We start from the raw sequence: 21,687 nt of genomic DNA on the forward strand, positions 1-21,687 counted from the left end.
CCAAGAGGATACTGGCATGACGAAGCCTTTGTTATTAACCGAGCTGGTGTTGCGCGATGCACACCAATCGTTGTTGGCTACCCGCTTACGTTTAGAAGATATGCTGCCAATCGCCAGCAAGTTAGATAAAGTCGGTTACTGGTCAATGGAGTCTTGGGGTGGGGCCACCTTCGATTCTTGTATACGTTATTTAGGTGAAGATCCTTGGCATCGCATTCGCGAATTAAAAAAAGCTATGCCAAACACCAAGCAGCAAATGTTGTTACGCGGTCAAAATTTACTGGGCTATCGCCATTATGCCGATGATGTTGTCACGCGCTTTGTTGAACGCGCCCACGACAACGGTGTAGATGTATTCCGCATCTTTGATGCCATGAACGATATTCGTAATTTGCAAACCGCAGTACAAGCGGCCATCAAGGTGGGCGCGCATGCTCAAGGCACCATTTCTTATACCGTCAGCCCAGTGCATACCATTGATATGTGGTTGAATATGGCGCGGCAGTTAGAAGATATGGGTTGTGACTCCATTTGTATTAAAGACATGGCCGGTTTACTTAAACCTTATACTTGTGAAGAGTTAATTACCCGTTTAAAAGAAGAAGTAAAAATACCCATTGCTATGCAATGTCATGCCACCACCGGTTTAAGCACCGCTACGTATCAGAAAGCCATTGATGCGGGTATTGATATGCTTGATACCGCCATTTCTTCTATGAGTATGACCTATGGTCACACTGCAACGGAAACAATGGTTGCAATCACTGAAGGCACAGAACGTGATACCGGGCTGAATATGGAGCTGATGGCAGAAATCGCAGCTTATTTCCGTGATGTGCGGGCGAAATATGCCCAGTTTGAAGGCTCATTAAAAGGCGTTGACGCCCGAATTTTGTTAGCGCAAGTGCCAGGTGGCATGCTAACCAATATGGAAAGTCAGTTAAAAGAACAAGGCGCCATCGAGAAACTGGATGACGTACTAAAAGAAATCCCTCGCGTGCGCGAAGATCTAGGTTTCTTACCGTTAGTCACACCGACATCGCAAATTGTGGGTACTCAGGCGGTATTAAACGTCTTAACGGGCGAGCGCTACAAAACCATCACCAAAGAAACAGCGGGTGTGTTAAAAGGCGAATACGGTGCCACACCGGCGCCGGTTAATGCGGAATTACAGGAAAAGGTTTTGGCCGGTGGCAAAGCCATTACTTGCCGCCCAGCGGATGTATTAACGCCAGAGTTAGAGAAGCTTACCGCAGAACTCACCGAACTCGCGAAAACCGAAAACATCGATTTAGCTACTGATACTATTGATGACGTATTAACTTATGCTTTATTCCCACAAGTGGGCTTGAAGTTCCTGAAAAATCGTAACAATCCGGCGGCGTTTGAGCCTGCACCGGTTATGCCTTCTTCTTCTGCAAAACCAGCCGTGGCAGAGCGTCAACCACAGACTAACAATGGCCCAGCGAGCTATAGCGTGCGGGTAGACGGGAAAGTGTATGAGGTTGATGTTGCGCCAACAGGTGAATTAAGCAGCGTTAAACCGGTGGTATCTGAAAATATTCCTGGTAGCGCCTCGGTTACCGGTAGTGCAACGTTAAATGCCCCCTTAGCCGGTAATATCTGGAAAATCGTGACCAAGCCGGGTGCCAGCGTGCAGCGGGGTGATGTGGTGATCATTATGGAAGCGATGAAGATGGAAACTGAAGTGCGGGCGGTGGCCAATGGTACTGTCTCAAAAATTCATGTTGCGGCCGGTGACTCTGTCACGACCGGTGATGTGCTAATCAGTTTCGATTAATGCAGTGTTGAGATAACAAGGATTTCTGATGGAAGCTATTCAAACACTGATTGATTCAACGGGGTTAGTGCACTTTAGCCTTGGCCAAATCATTATGATGTTGGTTGGGGTACTGCTACTGTTTTTGGCTATCGCCAAAGGTTTTGAACCCCTGTTGTTAGTACCGATTGGCTTTGGCGCAATCTTAACTAACGTACCCTTAGCCGGTATGGGTGAGCCTGGCGGGGTACTCTATCTGTTTTATGATATGGGTATTACCTCGGGTTTATTCCCGTTGCTCATTTTCCTTGGGGTGGGTGCCTTAACCGACTTTAGCGCTTTAATTGCTAATCCGCGGATGTTGTTTTTAGGGGCCGCCGCACAGTTTGGTATTTTTGCTACGCTACTTGGTGCTATCGCACTGAACTGGGTACCCGGTTTAAGTTTTACCATGAAAGAGGCTTCAGCGATTGCCATTATTGGCGGCGCTGATGGTCCAACGGCGATCTTTTTAGCATCGCGCTTAGCGCCTGATTTGCTTGGCGCTATTGCGGTAGCCGCATACTCATATATGGCGCTGGTGCCGCTGATCCAGCCTCCTATTATGCGAGCATTAACTACACCAGCAGAGCGGAAGATCCAAATGACACAACTGCGTGTGGTGTCTAAGCGCGAGAAGATCGTCTTTCCTTTACTGTTGTTAGTGCTCACTATTTTGTTATTACCTACCGCCACGCCGTTAATTGGTATGTTCTGTTTAGGTAACCTAATGAAAGAGTGTGGTGTAGTTGATCGTTTAAGCAAAACCGCACAAAACGAGTTAATTAACATCGTTACCATTTTTTTAGGCCTCGCGGTCGGTTCACGCTTAAGTGCCGATAAATTCTTAACGACCCAAACCTTGGGCATCCTGATGCTGGGTATGGTGGCGTTTGCTATCGGTACCGCTGCCGGTGTGTTGATGGCGAAGTTCATGAATAAGGTATCAAAGCAAAGCATCAACCCGTTGATTGGCTCTGCTGGGGTTTCTGCGGTACCGATGGCCGCAAGGGTATCGAACAAATTGGGTTTAGAAGCTGATCCGCATAACTTCTTGTTAATGCATGCGATGGGACCGAACGTAGCAGGTGTTATCGGCTCAGCTGTGGCTGCCGGTATTCTGTTGGCTTTAGTGGGTTAAACTAACAATACTATGAAATAAAGCGCTATTAGAACGTCGTTATTTAATTCTACTAGTCTTAGTAAACCACTTCTTATGGAAGTGGTTTTTTTATAGAAAGTTATCTATTTTCTTGCTAAAACATTTTGCATGCAGATAGTTAGTTATTTCAATGAAATAAGGTTGGCTGCTCGTCGGCCTTTGTTATTCGACAGTCCTTACTTTGTTGCTGAAAGACAAAAAAGCCGCTTGCTCTGGAGTTGCAATTTGCGCGGCGGCTTAGGCATATTCAGCTAGTCTGGCAAAGGGCGCAAGCCATAGTGAATTGGCGATGATGTTACCGCTGCGCTCAGTGCATGATGCCATCGACGCGTCCCATGAATTTCTGTTTGCAGGTGGTTGTGCTGTTTACACAACGTAAGCACAAAGAGTTCACTGATTAGCGTGAAATTACAATACGGCAAGCGGCGTTACGCTATAACATTAAAACCTACGCAACGCATCGATAGGGCGAGCTTAAGTGGAACAGCTGACTGAATACGAAACAGGACAAATATCATGATTCAAACACTTCCTTTAGAACTTCACCCAGACCGATTATTTCCAGCCGATCCGGTGGTTCGTGCTATCGCGCAGCGACTGTACGCGCAAATTAAAGACTTACCCATTGTTAGCCCGCATGGTCACACTGATCCACGTTGGTTTGCCGATGATGCCAATTTTGAAAATGCCACTGCCTTACTGTTGTTACCCGATCATTATGTTTTTCGCATGCTCTACAGCTAGGGCATTAAACTGGAAGCGCTGGGGATTCGCCGTAAAGATGGGGCAGTGGTAGAAAGTGATTATCGCAAAATTTTTCATATTTTTGCTAAGTACTATTATTTGTTCCGCGGCACTCCTTCGCGTATTTGGTTAGACACCGTATTCCATGATGTCTTTGGTTTAAAGGTAACGCTGACCGAAGACACCGCTGATCTGTATTACGACACCATCAACGAGCAGTTGGCTAAGCCTGAGTTTAAACCTCGCGCTTTATTAGGGCGCTTTAACATCGAGTTAATTGCTACTACTGAAGGGGCGTTAAACGATTTACGGCACCATGCTAAATTAAAAGGGACGGGCTTTGAACAAAACGTTATTACGACCTTTCGGCCTGATGACGTTGTAGATGCGGACCACGCCGATTTTGCGGTTAATGTGGCGAAATTGGGCGAACTTACTGGCGAAGATACCAGTCATTGGCAGGGTTACCTGCAAGCTTTACGTATTCGCCGGGCTTTTTTCCGTGAACATGGTGCAACAGCGACCGATCATGGCCACCCGTCTGCCATTACTGCCGATTTACCAGAAGCGGAAGCTGCCGCGCTTTTTCAACGTTGTTTAGCAGGCACTGCTAGCATGGCAGAAACCGAGTTATTCAGAGGCCAAATGCTGACTGAAATGGCGGGTATGAGTCTGCAAGATGGCATGACTATGCAAATTCACCCCGGTGCGCACCGTAACCATAACCAGATGATTTTTGAGCGCTTTGGCCCGGATAAAGGTGCAGACATTCCAAGCCCAACCGAGTTTGTTAGCAACTTAAAGCCACTATTACAAAAATACGGTAACGAAGCCGGTTTAAACATTATTTTGTTTACGCTGGATGAAACCACCTATGCCCGTGAACTGGCGCCATTAGCAGGTCATTATCCGGCTTTAAAACTCGGCCCGGCTTGGTGGTTCCACGATAGCCCTGAAGGTATGCTGCGCTTCCGGCATCAAGTCACCGAAACCGCGGGTTTTTATAATACCGTTGGCTTTAACGACGATACCCGCGCTTTTTTATCTATTCCAGCAAGACATGATGTGGCTCGTCGTATTGACTGCCGCTTTTTGGCCGGTTTAGTCGCAGAGCACCGGCTAACCGAAGTCGAAGCAGGCGAGTTAGCTTATGAGCTGACTTACGGTTTGGTGAAAAAAGCGTATCAGTTGAAATAGTAAAAAGTTGACAGGGTATACCACGATACTCGGCAGCGAAGCTCAGTAAGGGCTAAACAAAGCGTGTCCACCATGGATGCTGGACAGGAGCCCCCAGGGAAGGAGTCATTGTGTGCCTCTACTGAGTGAAGCCACATAGCTAAACGTGAACAGCAGGCAAATTATGGAACATTTAAGCAATCGTACACTCGCCAGCCTCGACGGCAAATTACCACTTCCGGCTTATCGCCTGGCTGAGGTTAAACCACAAATTGGCATTGTACATTTAGGCCCTGGTGCTTTTTTTCGTGGCCATCAGGCATTTTATACCGAACAAGCCCTGCAACATGGCGGCGATTGGGCTATCAGTGCCGTATCGATGCGCTCAGCCGATGTCAGTCAGGCGCTGATGCCGCAAGATGGTTTATATACACTTGCCGTGCTCGATAGCAAAACCAGTTATCAAATTATTGGTAGCGTGCAGGAAGTATTAATTGCCAGCGAGCAATATGCTGCGGTGTTTGCCCGTTTAACCGCCCCCAGCACTCGATATGTCACCATGACCATTACCGAAAAAGGCTATTGCTTGAATGCCGCTGGAGAGCTGGACTTACAACACCCGCAAATTCAGCAGGACTTAAACGGTAATAGCCAGGCTGTTACCGCCATCGGCTTATTAGCAAGTGCTTTAGCTGCTCGCTATCAGGCCAATGTGGCACCCTTTTGTGTGATTAGCTGCGACAACCTGACCGACAACGGCCGTAAACTGCGTCGGGCATTAATTAGCTATACTTTACAAAAAAATCCGGCGCTGGCGAACTGGCTAGAGCAACAGTTGATTTGTCCCTGCACTATGGTCGATAGCATTACCCCAGCGACCGACGAAACACTGCGCATCAATGTTACCAAAGAGATAGGCTTACAAGATAACTGGCCTATTAAACGTGAAGCTTTTGTACAATGGGTGATTGAAGATATTCTACCCAGTGAGAGGCCAGCCTGGCAGCAAGCCGGTGTTATTTATGCCGCCGATGTTAGCGCCTTTGAAAAAGCCAAGTTGCGATTATTAAATGCGCCGCATTCCACTTTGGCTTACACCGGCTATTTGCTTGGATATGAGACAGTTTACGATGCGATGCAGGATCAGCAACTGGTGGCGCAACTTAAGCAGATGGTCACCGTAGAAATTATCCCATCGTTTATTGCACCCAGCGAGCTGGATGTTAACCAATACAGTACCGCTATTTTTGCCCGTTTTTGTAACCCAGCCATTCGGCATTTATTGGCCCAAATTGCCTGGGATGGTTCGCAAAAAATACCGATGCGTATTTTACCTGTTATCAAAGACAACCTTGCGGCAGGGCGTGATATTCAACTGCTGAGTAGCTGTTTGGCTGCTTGGTTCTTGTTTATCCGTCGTCGCGTTAGCGAGGGCGAAAAGCTGATTGATCCCTTAGTCGATAATCTGCTCGAGGTCGTTTCGCAGTGCACAGGCATAGCCAACCATGATGTACCACTATTTTTAGCACTAGATAGGGTATTCCCGACAGAGCTTAGCCTGAACGAAGCATTTTCAGCGGCAGTGAAAGCAGCTTATCAAGACTTAACTATATATGTTGCACGGCGCTTATCAGGCTAAAACTGAAACGAGAACATTCGAGCACATTAATATAAACATAGCCTAAAATGCTGCAACGTTTTGCTCTACTTCCTATTATTTTGGCAAAATACCAAATGAAGCAGTCGCTATCGTCAAAGCTAAGTATTAAAGCGATATTTACTCTGCAGAGGTGGTGTACTGTATAGTAACTGCTTTAACAACTGAGTATTTAATCTGACTTTAAGGTAAGTTAAGTGATTGATTAATAAAGCACTATAATATTTTCAATCTTTTATTGGATTGTATAGGCTTAAGAAGCCGATATTTTATGTAATCATAAATGCTTTAGCATTACTAATAGAGCAAGGTTCAATTACTGGTATTAGTTAGCTACCAGAGGAGCAGCAGGTTGCTCTTGGCTCGCTAGGTATTGCTGATGTTGTTGTTGCAGCTCGGCCAATACGGTACTGGCGGTTAGCATAAACTGTTGCTTGTCTTTACCCTGTAGTGGCAGTGCTTCGGGTAATTTCACGGTACGTGGATTGCGATGCACACCATCGAGCATAAATTCATAATGTAAATGCGCGCCCGTTACACGGCCGGTAGAGCCTAATTTACCAATGCTTTGACCTTGGCGCACACGTTCACCGGTTTTCACTAAGCGTTTCGATAAATGCAGATATTTGGTAACAATATTATTGGCGTGTTGAATAAACACATAGTGACCATTTAAGCTATTGTAGGCTGATTTTGTGACCTTGCCATCCCCTGCCGCCATAATGGGAGTGCCGACTGGCGCTACATAATCAGTACCATTATGTGCCCGTACAGTGCCTAACACCGGATGTAAGCGGCGTGGATTAAAGTTAGAGCTAACGTATTGAAAACTAACCGGCGCGCGTAAAAAAGCCTGGCGCATGCTTTTACCATCAGGTTTGTAGTAGTTACCATCGCTATGGCGAATAGCCTGATACACCTGGCCCTGATTGCTGAATTGCGCCGCTAAAATGGTGCCATTACCCAAGAATTCACCTTCAACGTAGTCGGCATTATAGAGCACAGAGAAATAATCGCCCGCGCGAATGTCCAAAGCAAAATCGATGTCCCAACCAAAAATCCCAGCCAGTTGCATAATCTGCGCATCGGTTAAGCCTGCGGCTAAACCGGCACTCCAAAAATTACTGCGAATTTCGGCACTGGTGAATTGTTGGCGTTGTTCTACGGGCTTGCGTAATTCTTCTACCGTGAAGTTGCCCTCAAGGTTGCGGTTGATTTGTAAGGTAGTCAGGCGATCAATGGCATAACGCAGTTGTTGTAATTCGCCTTGCTCATCCAAGCCAAATTCCAGTTTTTCACCGGGATAAAGCCGAGTTAACGTGCGTGTTGTTTTGCCTAAATCTAAAATGCTCAGCATGGTTTGCTGGCTAACATTGGCTTTGCGAAACAGGCTAGATAAGATATCGCCACTTTGCACTTCGAGCGTGGTCCACTGTAAACCCCGTTGTTCGATAACCACATCGGGTAATTCCGGCACTTCATCGCTTACTTCAGGTAAAGCCGCTAAGGGGGTTTCAGCGGGAAGGTTCAGTTCAACACTGTAGGTGTTGCTGATGGCTAAGCTGCTGTGTTCGGAACCGCGAGAGGCAGAGGCTTGCTCGGACGGTAAAAGTAGCAAAATAGCAATAAAAACAGAAACCAGCAGAATTAGCAGGCGATGGCGAGAAGGAATTTGAGCGACTAATTGCTGCATAATAACCACAATATCTGAGAATGCACAAAAAGCGAGCATATCTGTTTTTTTTCGAAGATACCAGACTTTTGTGCGTTTCACCTCGGCGGCACATGCGATAGAATGGCCGTTATCTGAGCAAAAATATTTATTCTTAGGAGTTAAAAATGGCCGATTGGGCACAGGCATTAGCAGAGCTAAAACGCGGTTGCGAGGAAATTCTGCTTGAAGAAGAGCTAATTGCCAAATTAAAGGAAGGCAAACCTCTTAAGATCAAGGCGGGCTTCGATCCGACGGCGCCTGATTTACATTTAGGCCACACGGTGCTGATTAATAAATTGCGTACTTTTCAGCAGTTAGGCCATGAAGTCATATTCTTAATTGGTGACTTTACCGGCATGATTGGCGATCCGAGTGGTAAAAACGTTACGCGAAAGCCTTTAAGCCGCGAAGAGGTGTTGGCTAACGCTGAAACCTACAAAGAACAAGTATTTAAAATTCTAGATCCGGCCAAAACGCGGGTCGCCTTTAATTCTGAGTGGATGGAGAAATTAGGCGCTGCCGGCATGATCAAACTGGGATCACGCCAAACCGTCGCGCGTATGCTAGAGCGTGATGATTTTAAAAAGCGTTTTGCTAACAATCAATCCATCGCTATTCACGAATTTCTGTATCCGTTAGTACAGGGTTGGGATTCTGTTGCCTTAGAAGCCGATGTTGAGATGGGGGGCACCGATCAACGCTTTAACTTGTTGATGGGGCGTGAGCTGCAAAAAGATGAAGGCATGCGGCCACAAACGGTCATGATGGTGCCCTTACTGGAAGGTTTAGACGGTGTGCAGAAAATGTCTAAATCTTTAGGTAATTACATTGGTATTACCGATGCACCGAACGAAATGTTTGGTAAAGTCATGTCTATCTCTGACGTGTTAATGTGGCGTTATTACGACTTATTGAGTTTCCGCCCGCTGACTGAGATTGCACAGTTGAAACACGATATGGCAGCAGGGTTGAATCCGCGTGATGTGAAAATTGCTTTAGCGAAAGAATTAATCAGTCGTTTTCACGATGATGCGGCGGCTGAAGCGGCTCATCAAGACTTTATTCAGCGTTTTAGTAAAAATGCCTTGCCAGATGACATTGCCGAAATCACCTTAAGCTGTGATGAGCCCAGCATGCCCATTGCTAACCTGTTAAAGGCGGCTGGCTTGGTGGAGAGTACCTCTGAAGCGCTACGCATGATCAAACAAGGCGCGGTGAAGTTAGACGGTGAAACCAAGGTTACTGATGCTAAGTTAGATATTGCCAAAGGCACTTGCCAAATTTATCAGGTAGGTAAACGTAAATTTGCTAAGGTCACCTTAGCGTAAGTAAAACGAAAAGGGCTGAACCGATGCTGTCACTGCGCACCTTGCTATTAAGTTTAAGTTTGTGCCTGCTGGCAGGATGCAGTCTGTTTGGTTGGTCACGTTTCGCCGCACCTTTGCCGTTAACCCCGGCGGAGCAACTGGCCTTAGCTGAAGGGCATGGCCAGTTACAACTTACCTGGCCAGAGCAGCGCAGTGAGCGCAGTAAGCTTAATAACACCCGCAGTTTTTTAGCTTATGCTGGGCAGGGTGAAATACTGATTGATTTGCAGCAAGCCACTGAGTTGCTGTTGCAAGTTAATCAACAACTTATTCGGGTGCAACGCCCGGCTGATGGTCGACCGGTAAAGATTGATGTATCACGTTATACTCGCAATGGTGAAAACCGTCTGCGTTATCTCAGCAGCGTTCCTGCTTCAGCTGAAGTCAAACTGAGCCTGCCATTTCCTACGTTACGCACCGATTTACAGCAATATGCCTTGGCGTTTCAGCCGATAGATCAGTTAATCGAGACGGAGGTTGCCGAGGGGTTTCCGGGAGCCGTCTTGTTGGTGGTTAAAGATGGCGTGGTGATTAAACACAGTGCCTATGGTTATAGCCAGCGTTATACCGATGATGGCCGTGGTGTCTCAAAGCCCGAGCCCATGCAGCGCTTCACGCTGTTTGATATCGCCTCGAATACTAAAATGTATGCCACTAACTATGCCTTGATGCAGCTGGTTAGCCAAGGCAAGTTAGATGTGACAAAACCCATTCAGCATTATTTACCAGATTATAAGGGCGGTGGCCGTGAGCAGCGTCTGGTCAGCGATTTGCTGTATCATATTGCCGGTTATCCGCCTGAGGTGCATTTTTTTCGCCCTGACAACCGACACGGCCCTGCGTTTTATTCGCTAAACAAAGCGCATACCGAGCACTTAATTTTAACGCAAGTTCCCTTTGCGACTGAGCGCGGCGTGCAGTCGGTGTACAGCGATGTCGATTATATGTTGCTTGGTATGCTGATTGAGAAAATAAGCGCACAGCCTTTAGATGTGTTTGTCCGGCAGCAATTGTATCAGCCATTAGGTTTGGCTGATACGTTGTTTAATCCGTTGCAGCACGGTGTGGCAGTATCACAGATTGCCGCAACCGAATTACAAGGCAATAGCCGCGGTGGTCGTGTCAGTTTTCCTGCCAATCGCCAAGGGGTGCTGCGGGGCGAAGTGCATGACGAAAAAGCTTTTTATTCTTTCCAAGGTGTCGCTGGGCATGCCGGTTTGTTTAGCACCGCGGCCGATTTATCGGTGTTGATGTCTGTGGCATTACAAGGTGGTGGCTATGGTTGGCAACGCTTCTTTGATCAAGCGACGATACAACAGTTTGTAGCAGCCTCTCCTTATGATCATCAATATGCGCTGGGTTGGCGTACCGCAGTACAAGGTGATTTAGCATGGCACTTCGGTGCTTATGCCAGTCAATATGCTTACGGCCATACCGGCTGGACCGGAACCGCAACGGTGATCGATCCAGCGCATAATCTCATGGTGGTGCTACTGACCAATAAAAAACACAGCCCGATAGTGGCCGACGGTGAGGGTTATTACTTTAGTGGCGACCGGTTTGAAACCGGCCGCTACGGCAGTATTATGACGATGATTTATCAGGCCTTGCAGTTATAGCTCATCGCTGATATCACTGGGCAGATGGTCTGAGCGCGGTTTACTCGGCCAGCTTTTAATGTGTAAATCACGCTGTGGATACGGAATAGTAATATTATTGGCTTTAAAGATGCGCCAAATGGCCACGTTAATATCCGATTTCACCGCAGCCGTGCCATTTTCCATATCAGCAATCCACACGCGTAATTGCAGTTCAATGCCGCTGTCGGCAAACTCCATTAAACGGACAGTTGGGGCGGGTTCCGTTAATACCCGAGCGGAGGCTTGGGCGCATTCGAGCATAAGGGCCATGGCTTGCTCTGGATCGTCGTCGTAACTAATTTGCACTTTAATGACTACGCGCACGAATGGATCAGCATAGCTCCAGTTTATCACCTCGTTGGTGATCATGTTTTCGTTCGGGATTAAGGTATCGACACCTTCACGGTTACGCACTACCAAATAGCGAGCATTAAGTTGTTCTACCCAACCAAATTTGTCGCCTACCGAGATAATATCGCCGGGTTTAATCGAGCGGTCGAGTACCAGAATAAAGCCGCTGATAAAGTTAGAGGCAATCCGCTGTAAACCAAAACCTAAACCAACACCCAGAGCACCACCAAATACTGCCAGTGAGCTAAGGTTAATGCCTACGGCATTTAACGCGACTAAAAACGCCACCGTAATTAAGAAAAACTTGGTGAACTTAGCAAATCCAACCCGCATACTCGGGCTAATAGAATGTGTACGTTCCAATTTATTGGTAATTAGTGTGGAGAGCCAAAGCGCTAAGGTAAAGGCTAAGGCAATCATAAACAGCAGTTTCATTACCGATAGCACAGAGATACGGCTTTCACCGACAGTGATTGCAAAACTATCCAGCATCGCAATGACGGCAGGTAACCAGCCGACTAAATGTAATACAACGGCTAACCAGATCAGCACCGATAACACGTTTTCGGATGACTTAAGTAAAGGGCTTACCGAGAACGCTTTACGTAGCAGATAAATACAAAAGCGGATCATGGCCAATGCCAGTAGGATAGGCGTAGCGAACCCTAACAATGTCATCGGCAGTTCTTGTTGTACAAAGGCGGCTTTAATGGGAATTAACACCAGTAAGGCGATTAACGGCCACAGTAAACGCTGTAAACTGCGAATGGCCAGATGCCGCAACTTAGCACCTTGTAATTGATGTTTTTCTAGCGCCCGTTGTAGGCGTTGATTACTGAAAGAGGCAATAAGTAACGCTAGGCTAAGTGCAACGAGTTGATACCAATTTTCTTTTTGCTGAATGATGGTCAGCACCTCTGTGTATAACGTTTCCCAGTCCATGTCTTCCTCGAATTATTGTAATAGCCAAAAGACTATAGGTAAGCTTACCAGACCAGAGAGAATACCAAAACCGATAACGCCACTTACTAACCTAGGTGCTAAACCGGCCATAATGGCAATAGCACCGGCCGAGATCATCGGCGGCATTGCCGCTTGAAAAATACTGATGGTCACCGCCAACCCCTCTTGCCCCAGCGCCCGCCAAATTAACCATGCGCTCAGTGGCATCACCGCTAACTTTATCACTAAGGCACTGAGTAACGGCACGATCTCATCTTTGTTAAAACGAAAGCTTAGCTGAAAACCTACCGCTATCATCACTACCGGCACCAGCGTCGCGGCCAAATTATCGACTAAAGTAATAGCCAGTGGTGGCAGCGTTATATCACGAATCAGTAACCCTACCATCAGAGCTATAAACGAGGGAAAACTGATGATTTTCCAGATAATGGCTTTCGCGCTAGGCTTGTTCATTGTTGGGCTGTAGATCGCCGCAACGATGGTGACATAGGTTGCTAGCGCAATAAAAGAGCCAATTTGATCATAGACCACCGCATAGGGCATGGCGACGTTGCCGAATAAGGCTTCGGTCATCGGAAAGCCTAAGAACGAAGTATTACCCAGCGGAAGAATGATTAACAATGCGCCTGTCACTTCACGCGACCAGTTAAAAAATTTACTGAGCAGTAACACCAATGCCACCACAACAAGCAAAAGCAACCAGGGCGTGATGGCTGGGATGAGCAGTGAAAACGAGAATTCTAATAACTTAATATTTTTCAGGATCAACGCAGGCAACGCCACGTAAAGCACGTAAATATTCAGAACGATGCCGCTATTTTGCGGCATGGCGGGCTGGCGCCGTAATAAAAAGCCGATGACTAGATAGGCTAAAACTAAATAAAAATTATCCATTATTGCTCGCTAATTAACTGCTCTTTTTCAGCTTTGCTCAGTTGTTTTAACTGGTATTCTGCCTGACTGGCACTGGCGCGATCCGAATAGCGACGTTGATAAACCAGTGTTAGGGGGCCTTTACCGCGCAGCGCTTTGGCGCCCCCTTTAATTTCACCAGCGTGTTGGCGCATGCGTCGCTGCGGATCAACGGTGATACCCGTATACAGCTGTCCAGCCGCAGTGCGTACCATATACAGCACCCAAGCAGGGCTAGGTGTGGCAATATCTTGTAAAGCGCTCATCTGCTATACTCACACATCATTTAGATGTTAGCTGTTTTGATTTCTGGAATTACACATGGTGTTTCAATCTCTGGCTCTGGCTGAGCCTATTTTACGCGCTTTAGCTGAACAGGGCTATGCTAGCCCAACACCGGTACAGCAAGAAAGTATTCCACCGATTTTACAAGGTAAAGATGTGCTCGCGGGCGCCCAAACCGGCACCGGGAAAACAGCGGCATTTACCTTACCACTGCTGCAACAGCTTCTCAATGCACCTAAGGTCTTACGCCCCGCGCAAGTGCGCGTGTTGGTATTAACCCCCACCCGTGAATTGGCGCAGCAAGTGTTCGAAAGTGTGCAAACCTACAGTCGGTATTTAAGCTTTCGCAGTGCCGTGTTCTATGGCGGGGTGTCGATTCGGCCGCAATATGATGAAGCTGAACTTGGCCTGGATATTCTGGTCGCAACGCCAGGGCGTTTGATTGATCATTTACATCAAGAAACAGTTGATCTGAGCGAGCTAGAAGTGCTGGTATTGGACGAAGCTGATCGCATGTTGGATATGGGCTTTGTGGTCGACATCAAACGCATTATGGCCAAGCTACCGGCTAAACGACAAACCCTGCTATTTTCTGCAACCTATTCTAAAGACATTAAACAGCTGGCAGATGAGCTGTTAAACAATCCCATCCAAATTGAAGTAGCTACGGCCAATGCCACCGCTGATCGGGTGGCGCAACAAGTGTATTTAGTTGATCGGCATCGCAAGCGCGAAATGATTTCACACCTGATTGGTGCGCGTAATTGGCAGCAAGTTTTGATTTTTGTGCGCACGAAACATGGTGCAGACCGACTGGCAAAGCAGTTACAAAAAGACGGTTTAAACACTGCGGCTATCCACGGTGATAAAGCGCAAGGAGCCAGACAGCGAGCCTTAGATGATTTTAAGCAAGGTAAGGTGCGTGTTTTGGTGGCGACCGATATTGCTGCGCGCGGTTTAGATATTAGCGAGCTACCTTATGTGGTGAATTATGATTTACCACAAATTGCGGAAGATTATGTGCATCGCATTGGTCGTACTGGCCGAGCCGGTTTAAGTGGCGAAGCCATTACTTTGATTGGCCCAGAAGAGCGTGGGGCTTTGCAAGAAATTGAAAAACTGACACAACAAGTACTGCCAGCGAAAGTGTTGCCAGGCTATGAACATGACCCCAGTTTTGTGCCGCCGGCTGATCATTTACCGGGTAAGCCTGGTCAGCGCCAAGGGCGTCAAGATGGCGCTAAACGGCCATCGGCAGGTAAGGTTAAAGCGAAATTAAGAGCCAAAGCGTTGGGTAAAGCTTAAACTGAGCCACAAAACTGGGTTTAAGACGCTACGGCGTTAGCAGGGCGAACCATATAACTACAAAGCTGATGTAACTCGCCTTGCGGATGTAACTGCTCTACAAAACAGGCCTGTTGGTAAGCTCGGATCGCAGCAGCGTTGCTGCGAAATACAAACAGCGACGCGCTTGCTGTGCTGAGTGTTAAGCCGGCTTGCCGTTGTAATTTCCCAAGTAAAATCTGAATAAAACCATAGCCACGAAACCGTGGATGAATCACCAACCGACTCAGATGCGCATGACCGTGTTGCAAGGAATATTGGCCAAACCCCAATATTTGGCCATCGTCAGCTTGTAACAGGCAAGACGACAGGCTTTGTAATTTAAGATCTTGTGCAAAGCTCTCAGCATTAAAAGGAAAACGAAAACCCGGGCCCGCCCAGCTGATTAATTCGGCTTCGCTATTAAACCAGCTCATTAACTCTGGCAGATGTGTGCTAGTGGCCGGTATTAATTGCATGGTTACTCCTTAGCAAAGCCTGAACCTTTGCGTTTAATCGCGATACAGGGTTTTAATTAAATGAAAACCAAATTGGGTTTTTACTGGCCCTAACACGGCGAGTACCGGCCCTTTAAAAACGGCATCGTCAAAGGGTTTGACCATTTGCCCTTTACGAAACTCACCTAAATCTCCCCCTTTTTTACCTGATGGACAAAGCGAGTGTTGTTTGGCTAATTTGCCAAAATCAGCCCCTTTTTGCAGTTGCATTTTAAGCTTTTCAGCTTGCTCGCGGGTTTTCACTAAAATATGTAAGGCACAGGCTTTGGCCATGGCAGAGGTTCCTTGCAAAATAAGCTAAAGCGTTTAGTAATGAGTACAGCGCTTTGCTGTAAAAACGAAGGGGTGATGATTACCACCCCTTTGCTTGGCTCAACGGCAACACCTTTTCGCCAACGCGAACATTAACCGGCCGGTTGCTGCTGAGTAATACAGTGGATATTACCGCCACCGAGCAGAATTTCTCTGCCGGGTACCGTCACCACTTTGTGCAGAGGGAAAAGTGTCTGCAATATTGCTGCGGCAACCTGATCATTGGGATCATCAAAGGTTGGCAGGATCAAACCGCCATTACATAAATAAAAATTGATGTAAGAGCCTGCTAAACGGGCGTTGGCTTCACGTGGAATGGCGGCCATCGACTGATCGACTGACGCATATTCCTCGGCTTTGGCCATGATAGGCGCTGGCACGGGCAGTTTATGCACCTTGATTTTGCGGCCTTTGGCATCGGTACTGGCTTCTAGATAGTCTAGTGCGGCTTTGCTACGAGCATACTGTGGATCAGACTGATCATCTGTCCAAGCTAACAGCACTTCACCCGGCTTAACAAAACAGGCCATATTATCAACATGGCCATCGGTTTCATCATTAAAGATGCCGTCTTCAAGCCATAACACCTTACTAATATTCAGATGTTCTGCTAATTGCTGTTCAATCTGCTCACGGCTTAAATGTGCGTTACGGTTAGCATTCAGTAAGCACTCTGCGGTAGTCAGCAGCGTGCCTTCACCATCAACATGGATCGCACCGCCTTCTAACACAAAGCCTTCGGTGCGATAGCGGGGCAGTTGCTCGATACCTAAGATCTTACTGGCGACTTGATCATCGCGATCCCAAGGGAAGTACAAACCGCCATTTAAGCCACCCCAGGCGTTGAAGGTCCAATCGACGCCACGCACTTCACCTTTGCCATTGGTGACAAAGGTGGGGCCGGTATCACGACACCAAGCGTCATTATTAGAAATTTCCAACACACGGATCGGGTATTTAGTTTCTGCTTGGCTTAATTGCGCATAGGCATTGGCATACTGGGCAGCAGACACGCCAACGCTGACCGGTTCAAACCCGGCAATGGCTTTGATTACAGTAACAAAAGCAGCCTGCGCCGGTTTAGCGCCTAAACGCCAGCTGTCGGTACGCTCGGGCCAGACCATCCAGGTTTGTTTATGCGGTGCCCATTCAGGCGGCATACTAAAGCCATCTTGCTGTGGTGTGCTGGTTAAAGTCCGGCTCACTTGCTGTTCTCCGGATTGATTTTGCCATCTTTGGTCAGTAACGCATCGTAGATATCAATGCGGCGATCACGGAATACACCCCAAGCGCGACGCGTTGCTGCCACTTCGTCTAAATCAAAGGTATGTACTAGTACCGTTTCTTCGGTTTCATTAGCTTCTTTTACCTTGGCACCGGTATGGTCAGCAATAAAGGAGCTGCCATAGAATGTAATAGAAAAATCGCCTTCGGTTTCAGTACCGATACGGTTAGATACGATAACCGGTGTTAAGTTAGCAGCGGCATGGCCTTGTTGCGTACGCTGCCAGTGATCACGTGAGCTGATAGTGGCATCATGCGGTTCGCTACCGATAGCGGTGGGGTAGAAAATCAGTTCTGCGCCCATTAATGCCATGCTACGCGCGCATTCTGGGAACCATTGATCCCAACAAATACCCACGCCGACTTTAGCATATTGAGTATCCCACACTTTAAAACCGGTATCGCCTGGCGTGAAATAGTACTTTTCGCTGTAGCCTGGACCATCGGGAATATGACTTTTACGATAAATGCCCATATTGCTGCCATCCGCGTCTAACATCACCACGGTGTTGTATAAGCAGTTACCGGCACGTTCATAAATGCTGATCGGTAACACGACCGCCAGCTCTTTAGCCACCTTGGCAAAGTGTTTTACCGCGGCATTTTCAGCGACGGGGACTGCAAATGCTAAGTAGTCAGGCTTTTGCTTCTGGCAAAAATAGTTACGTTCAAACAGCTCTTGGATCAGAATTATTTGCGCGCCTTGGGCTGCCGCTTCACGCACCAGCTTATCTGCTCGAGCAATATTTTCTTCCACATTCCAGCCACCCTGCATTTGGGTTGCAGCAACAGTTACATTTCGCATGGGCCATCTCCAATTCAATCGTTACCAAACTAAGCCAACAAGTTCGAGCCACCGTACAAAGGGGCGCGCAAAATGCCGCATTTTTCGGCACTCGTCAATGTTTTTTCCGGTTATTTTCTAAGCGCAGGTTACCTACCGGAAATTTGTTGTTAACCTTAGCAAAATTCGCACTAAATTACCTGTCGTTTTTAGGCAGCGGTACAAGGCAACACAGATGCAGAATACAGATATCATTATTAGTGGTGGTGGCATGGTCGGTGCCGCGCTGGCGTTGGCTTTAAGTCAGGCCGGGCTGACGGTCAGTTTAATTGAAAAGCATGCCCCAGCGCCATTCGCCGCACAAAGCGAGATCGATTTGCGCGTGTCGTCATTAAATTTACGCTCAGAGCGTTGGTTGCAGCAATTAGGGGCTTGGCAAGCGTTAGCCGCTATGCGGCTGTGTCCTTATCAGTATTTACAAGCAGGCGAAGCGAAAGCCTCGGTGCGTTTTGATGCTGCAGACATTGCTGAGGACCATTTAGGGCATATTGTTGAGAATAATCTGGTACAGCTGGCGTTATGGCAACAATTTAACCGCCACGTGACGGTGATCACCGATACGCAGATCAGCGCGGTACAAGAAAACGATACAGCGGTGCAGGTCACATTGGCAGATGGGCAGCAGCTATCGGGTGCATTACTCATTGGCGCCGACGGCGCAAATTCTGTGGTGCGGCAATTTGCCGGCATTGGTACTCAGGGTTGGCAATATCAACAAGCTTGTTTAGTGGCCTATGTTGATACGCCTTATCCGCAACAGGATATAACGTGGCAGCAGTTTTACCCCAGTGGCCCACGGGCATTTTTACCTTTACCCGGTGCACGCGCGTCTTTGGTTTGGTATGACGAAGCGGCCAAGGTAAAACAGCTAGCACAGCTTGCGCCAGCGGCGCTAGAGCACGCGTTTATAACCGCCTTTCCGGCAGAGTTGGGCGCGGTAAAGCTGAAAGCTTCCGCGTGGTTTCCGTTGGCACGAATGCATGCGCAGCATTACGTTAAAGGGCGCTGCGTGTTAGCCGGTGATGCGGCCCATACTATTAATCCGTTGGCGGGGCAGGGGGTAAACCTCGGTTTTGCCGATGCGATGTTATTGGCTGATACGTTAATTGAGAATCAACAAGCCGGTCGCGATCTGGCCGATAATGCCAGTTTAAAGCAGTATCAGCGGCAGCGTAAGCTGCAAAATACTTTGATGATGAGTGCGATGGATGCGATTTATCAAACTTTTAGCCGTGATTCGGATACGCTGAGCTTTATTCGCCAGCAGGGGCTTAGGTTGGCCGCTAACGCGGGGCCCGCTAAACGCCTACTAACAAAGTACGCTGTGGGTAATGGGGTGTTTTGAGTAATCCTTAAGTCTTATCTGCTTCTGCTATGACTATTTTCTGTAGGTTTTAGATTGGTACATTCTGCGGCTTAATATGCCGACCAATTTACGGCATGTTGCTTATTTTTAAACTGTTTTTAGAATTGAGTGTGAGCAGGTTCGATATTAATGCATCCAGTGGCTAAACGCGTCGTACAACTTTAACGAGGGACGCCGTAAACCCATCCATGGGGGCTCCTGTTTTTCATCCATGAAAAACACGCCCTCTTTCAAAGTGTACTATGCGTTTACCACCTCGTCCTGTTTCTGCTGCTTACAGGCGATCATTTTACTAAATCTATGTAGCCAGGTTGCAAGCAGCATTCGTGCTGCTGTTTCGAAAATGCTACCGCAACTCAGGGTTTTAGTCGTATCGCTTGGCGATCAAGTTTGCTGAAGATCAAAGGAAGTAAGACGCAGCGTAGGCCGCTGGATGAGACGTGCTGTAGCTAAAGCGTTGTATTTGATTAATGATTAGAAAAGCGGAAACCCGACACGAGGTCGGGTTTTCTGAATGATGGCAGGGGCGGCTGGATTCGAACCAACGCATGGCGGGATCAAAACCCGCTGCCTTACCGCTTGGCTACGCCCCTACTGGGATGGTAAAGAGTTAATGGCAGGGGCGGCTGGATTCGAACCAACGCATGGCGGGATCAAAACCCACTGCCTTACCGCTTGGCTACGCCCCTACAACAACTTTTTACTTACTTGCACCCTATTATGGTGCGGAAAGAGAGACTCGAACTCTCACGCCTCGCGGCGCTGGAACCTAAATCCAGTGCGTCTACCAATTCCGCCATTCCCGCATACAACAGTAGAGTAGGAAGTGGTGGCTACAGCGGGAATCGAACCTGCGACCCCAGCATTATGAGTGCTGTGCTCTAACCAGCTGAGCTATGTAGCCACTATAACTTGTCCTAAGCAAGTGGCGCGTATTATGCTGATCTCACTTATGAGCGTCAACCGTTTTTTTTCGATATTATACCAGTTGCAGTGTATTTGCCGAATTTATGTTCAGAGCGAGTAAAAACTAAACAGTAAAATTAAGTATGGGATAGTCCCCGAGAATGATCAACAGCAAAAAGCCGGACACGTGGTCCGGCTTGGTATCGAGCGTTTAACCGCGAGGCTTAAACGTTAAAACGGAAATGCATAACATCGCCATCTTTTACAATGTAATCTTTACCTTCAAGACGCCATTTACCGGCTTCTTTCGCGCCCGCTTCACCGTGGTATTGTACGAAGTCGTCATAAGCGACCACTTCAGCGCGGATAAAGCCTTTTTCAAAGTCAGTGTGGATCACGCCAGCAGCTTGTGGCGCAGTGGCACCAATTGCGACAGTCCAAGCACGTACTTCTTTAACACCGGCAGTAAAATAAGTATGTAAGCTTAGCAAAGAGTAACCACCACGGATCACCCGGTTTAAGCCAGGCTCTTCTAAACCCATGTCGGCCATAAACTCATTGCGCTCTTCTTCGTCTAACTCCGCAATTTCCGATTCGATAGCGGCGCATACCGGTACCACGATGGCACCTTCTTTCTCAGCGATCGCAGTAACGATATCTAAGTAAGGGTTATTCTCGAAACCATCTTCCATCACGTTAGCAATATACATGGTGGGCTTGATCGTTAAAAAGTTCATGTAGGCAATCAGCGCCTTTTCTTCTTTTTCTAACTCAAGCTGGCGCAGGGTATGACCCTGTTCTAAATGCGCCTTCACTTTTTCTAAAACCTGGATTTCTGCTTTAGCGTCTTTATCGCCGCCTTTTGCTTTCTTTTGAACACGAAAAATGGCGCGATCAGCGCTGTCCATATCAGATAGCACTAATTCCATGTTAATGGTTTCAATGTCATCGGCCGGATCAATTTTACCGGCAACGTGAATAATGTTTTCATCGTCGAAACACCGCACAACATGACCAATAGCGTCAGTTTCGCGGATGTTTGCTAAAAATTTATTACCTAAACCTTCACCACGGGAAGCGCCCTTGACTAAACCTGCGATATCCACAAACTCCATGGTCGTGGGTAATACGCGTTGCGGTTTAACGATTTCAGCCAGTTTATCTAAGCGTAAATCGGGTACTGGCACCACGCCGGTATTCGGTTCGATAGTACAGAACGGAAAGTTGGCGGCTTCGATGCCTGCTTTGGTTAAAGCATTAAATAAGGTGGATTTACCAACATTAGGTAAACCGACGATGCCACATTTGAAACCCATGAGTGTATCCTTTAATGTGCTATTAGCG

General features: G+C 47.4%; 16 protein-coding genes, 4 tRNA genes and 1 pseudogene. 8 read left to right on the plus strand and 13 right to left on the minus strand.

Annotated features, from left to right (window positions below; all coding sequences use genetic code 11):
- The first annotated feature begins 16 nt into the window (after positions 1-16).
- From oadA to JAO78_RS01975, 4 genes and pseudogenes are all read left to right on the plus strand, one after another.
- Entirely contained in the window at positions 17-1,801 is a 1,785-nt protein-coding gene (gene oadA, locus JAO78_RS01960) for a sodium-extruding oxaloacetate decarboxylase subunit alpha (RefSeq protein WP_226749671.1), read from the plus strand.
- 28 nt (positions 1,802-1,829) lie between these two features.
- Entirely contained in the window at positions 1,830-2,960 is a 1,131-nt protein-coding gene (locus JAO78_RS01965; RefSeq protein ID WP_226749672.1) for a sodium ion-translocating decarboxylase subunit beta, read from the plus strand.
- A gap of 537 nt (positions 2,961-3,497) precedes the next feature.
- Positions 3,498-4,922, plus strand: a pseudogene (gene uxaC, locus JAO78_RS01970) (glucuronate isomerase).
- Positions 4,923-5,085: 163 nt separating this feature from the next.
- The gene (locus tag JAO78_RS01975) at positions 5,086-6,540 is read left to right on the plus strand and encodes a mannitol dehydrogenase family protein (protein WP_226749673.1); all 1,455 of its coding nucleotides are present in this window, start codon (positions 5,086-5,088) and stop codon (positions 6,538-6,540) included.
- 343 nt (positions 6,541-6,883) lie between these two features.
- On the opposite strand, the gene JAO78_RS01980 is transcribed toward JAO78_RS01975, so the two are convergent.
- Positions 6,884-8,332 carry a peptidoglycan DD-metalloendopeptidase family protein gene (locus JAO78_RS01980; RefSeq protein ID WP_226749674.1) on the minus strand — a complete coding sequence of 483 codons (1,449 nt, stop codon included), beginning with the start codon at positions 8,330-8,332 and terminating at the stop codon, positions 6,884-6,886.
- 65 nt (positions 8,333-8,397) lie between these two features.
- On the opposite strand from JAO78_RS01980, the gene tyrS reads away from it, so the two are divergent.
- Both tyrS and pbp4b read left to right on the plus strand, forming a co-directional pair.
- Complete coding sequence (gene tyrS, locus JAO78_RS01985; protein WP_226749675.1) at positions 8,398-9,600, plus strand: tyrosine--tRNA ligase; 1,203 nt, start codon at positions 8,398-8,400, stop codon at positions 9,598-9,600.
- A 23-nt stretch (positions 9,601-9,623) separates the two neighbouring features.
- Positions 9,624-11,258 (plus strand): penicillin binding protein PBP4B, encoded by a 1,635-nt coding sequence (pbp4b, locus tag JAO78_RS01990; protein ID WP_226749676.1) that lies wholly within the window; start codon positions 9,624-9,626, stop codon positions 11,256-11,258.
- On the opposite strand, the gene JAO78_RS01995 is transcribed toward pbp4b, so the two are convergent.
- Genes JAO78_RS01995 through JAO78_RS02005 form a run of 3 tightly spaced genes read right to left on the minus strand, consistent with a single transcriptional unit; the run spans position 11,253 to position 13,771 of the window.
- A complete protein-coding gene (locus JAO78_RS01995; protein WP_226749677.1) occupies positions 11,253-12,572 on the minus strand; it encodes a mechanosensitive ion channel family protein in 1,320 nt (439 codons plus the stop codon). The genes pbp4b and JAO78_RS01995 overlap by 6 nt on opposite strands.
- Before the next feature lie 12 nt (positions 12,573-12,584).
- Positions 12,585-13,487, minus strand: a complete 903-nt coding sequence (locus JAO78_RS02000) for an AEC family transporter (protein ID WP_226749678.1) — start codon at positions 13,485-13,487, stop codon at positions 12,585-12,587.
- Positions 13,487-13,771 carry a GIY-YIG nuclease family protein gene (locus JAO78_RS02005; RefSeq protein ID WP_226749679.1) on the minus strand — a complete coding sequence of 95 codons (285 nt, stop codon included), beginning with the start codon at positions 13,769-13,771 and terminating at the stop codon, positions 13,487-13,489. Before JAO78_RS02005 ends, JAO78_RS02000 begins: the two co-directional genes overlap by 1 nt.
- A gap of 55 nt (positions 13,772-13,826) precedes the next feature.
- Between JAO78_RS02005 and JAO78_RS02010 the strand changes: the two genes are divergently transcribed.
- Complete coding sequence (locus JAO78_RS02010; protein ID WP_226749680.1) at positions 13,827-15,095, plus strand: DEAD/DEAH box helicase; 1,269 nt, start codon at positions 13,827-13,829, stop codon at positions 15,093-15,095.
- A gap of 20 nt (positions 15,096-15,115) precedes the next feature.
- Here JAO78_RS02010 and JAO78_RS02015 read toward each other — a convergent pair whose 3' ends face one another.
- From JAO78_RS02015 to aguB, 4 genes are all read right to left on the minus strand, one after another.
- Positions 15,116-15,592 (minus strand): GNAT family N-acetyltransferase, encoded by a 477-nt coding sequence (locus tag JAO78_RS02015; RefSeq protein WP_226749681.1) that lies wholly within the window; start codon positions 15,590-15,592, stop codon positions 15,116-15,118.
- A 33-nt stretch (positions 15,593-15,625) separates the two neighbouring features.
- Positions 15,626-15,904, minus strand: coding sequence for a peptidylprolyl isomerase PpiC (gene ppiC, locus JAO78_RS02020; protein WP_226749682.1), 279 nt, complete (start codon positions 15,902-15,904; stop codon positions 15,626-15,628).
- 131 nt (positions 15,905-16,035) lie between these two features.
- Positions 16,036-17,148: an agmatine deiminase gene (gene aguA, locus JAO78_RS02025; protein WP_226749683.1), complete on the minus strand. Its 1,113-nt coding sequence runs from the start codon at positions 17,146-17,148 to the stop codon at positions 16,036-16,038.
- Positions 17,145-18,032: an N-carbamoylputrescine amidase gene (aguB, locus tag JAO78_RS02030; RefSeq protein WP_226749684.1), complete on the minus strand. Its 888-nt coding sequence runs from the start codon at positions 18,030-18,032 to the stop codon at positions 17,145-17,147. Before aguB ends, aguA begins: the two co-directional genes overlap by 4 nt.
- A gap of 214 nt (positions 18,033-18,246) precedes the next feature.
- Here aguB and JAO78_RS02035 point away from each other — a divergent pair, with 214 nt between their 5' ends.
- Positions 18,247-19,416, plus strand: coding sequence for an FAD-dependent monooxygenase (locus tag JAO78_RS02035; protein ID WP_226749685.1), 1,170 nt, complete (start codon positions 18,247-18,249; stop codon positions 19,414-19,416).
- Between the two features lie 539 nt (positions 19,417-19,955).
- On the opposite strand, the gene JAO78_RS02040 is transcribed toward JAO78_RS02035, so the two are convergent.
- The 5 genes from JAO78_RS02040 to ychF form a co-directional block, all read right to left on the minus strand.
- Positions 19,956-20,030 (minus strand) — tRNA-Gln (locus JAO78_RS02040).
- 21 nt (positions 20,031-20,051) lie between these two features.
- Positions 20,052-20,126: transfer RNA gene (locus JAO78_RS02045), tRNA-Gln, on the minus strand.
- A gap of 32 nt (positions 20,127-20,158) precedes the next feature.
- Positions 20,159-20,243 (minus strand) — tRNA-Leu (locus tag JAO78_RS02050).
- A gap of 21 nt (positions 20,244-20,264) precedes the next feature.
- Positions 20,265-20,341 (minus strand) — tRNA-Met (locus JAO78_RS02055).
- 226 nt (positions 20,342-20,567) lie between these two features.
- Positions 20,568-21,659, minus strand: a complete 1,092-nt coding sequence (ychF, locus tag JAO78_RS02060) for a redox-regulated ATPase YchF (RefSeq protein ID WP_226749686.1) — start codon at positions 21,657-21,659, stop codon at positions 20,568-20,570.
- Between the last annotated feature and the right edge of the window lie 28 nt (positions 21,660-21,687).

The organism is Alishewanella maricola (assembly GCF_016343785.1).
In the GTDB taxonomy this organism is placed as follows: domain Bacteria; phylum Pseudomonadota; class Gammaproteobacteria; order Enterobacterales; family Alteromonadaceae; genus Alishewanella; species Alishewanella maricola.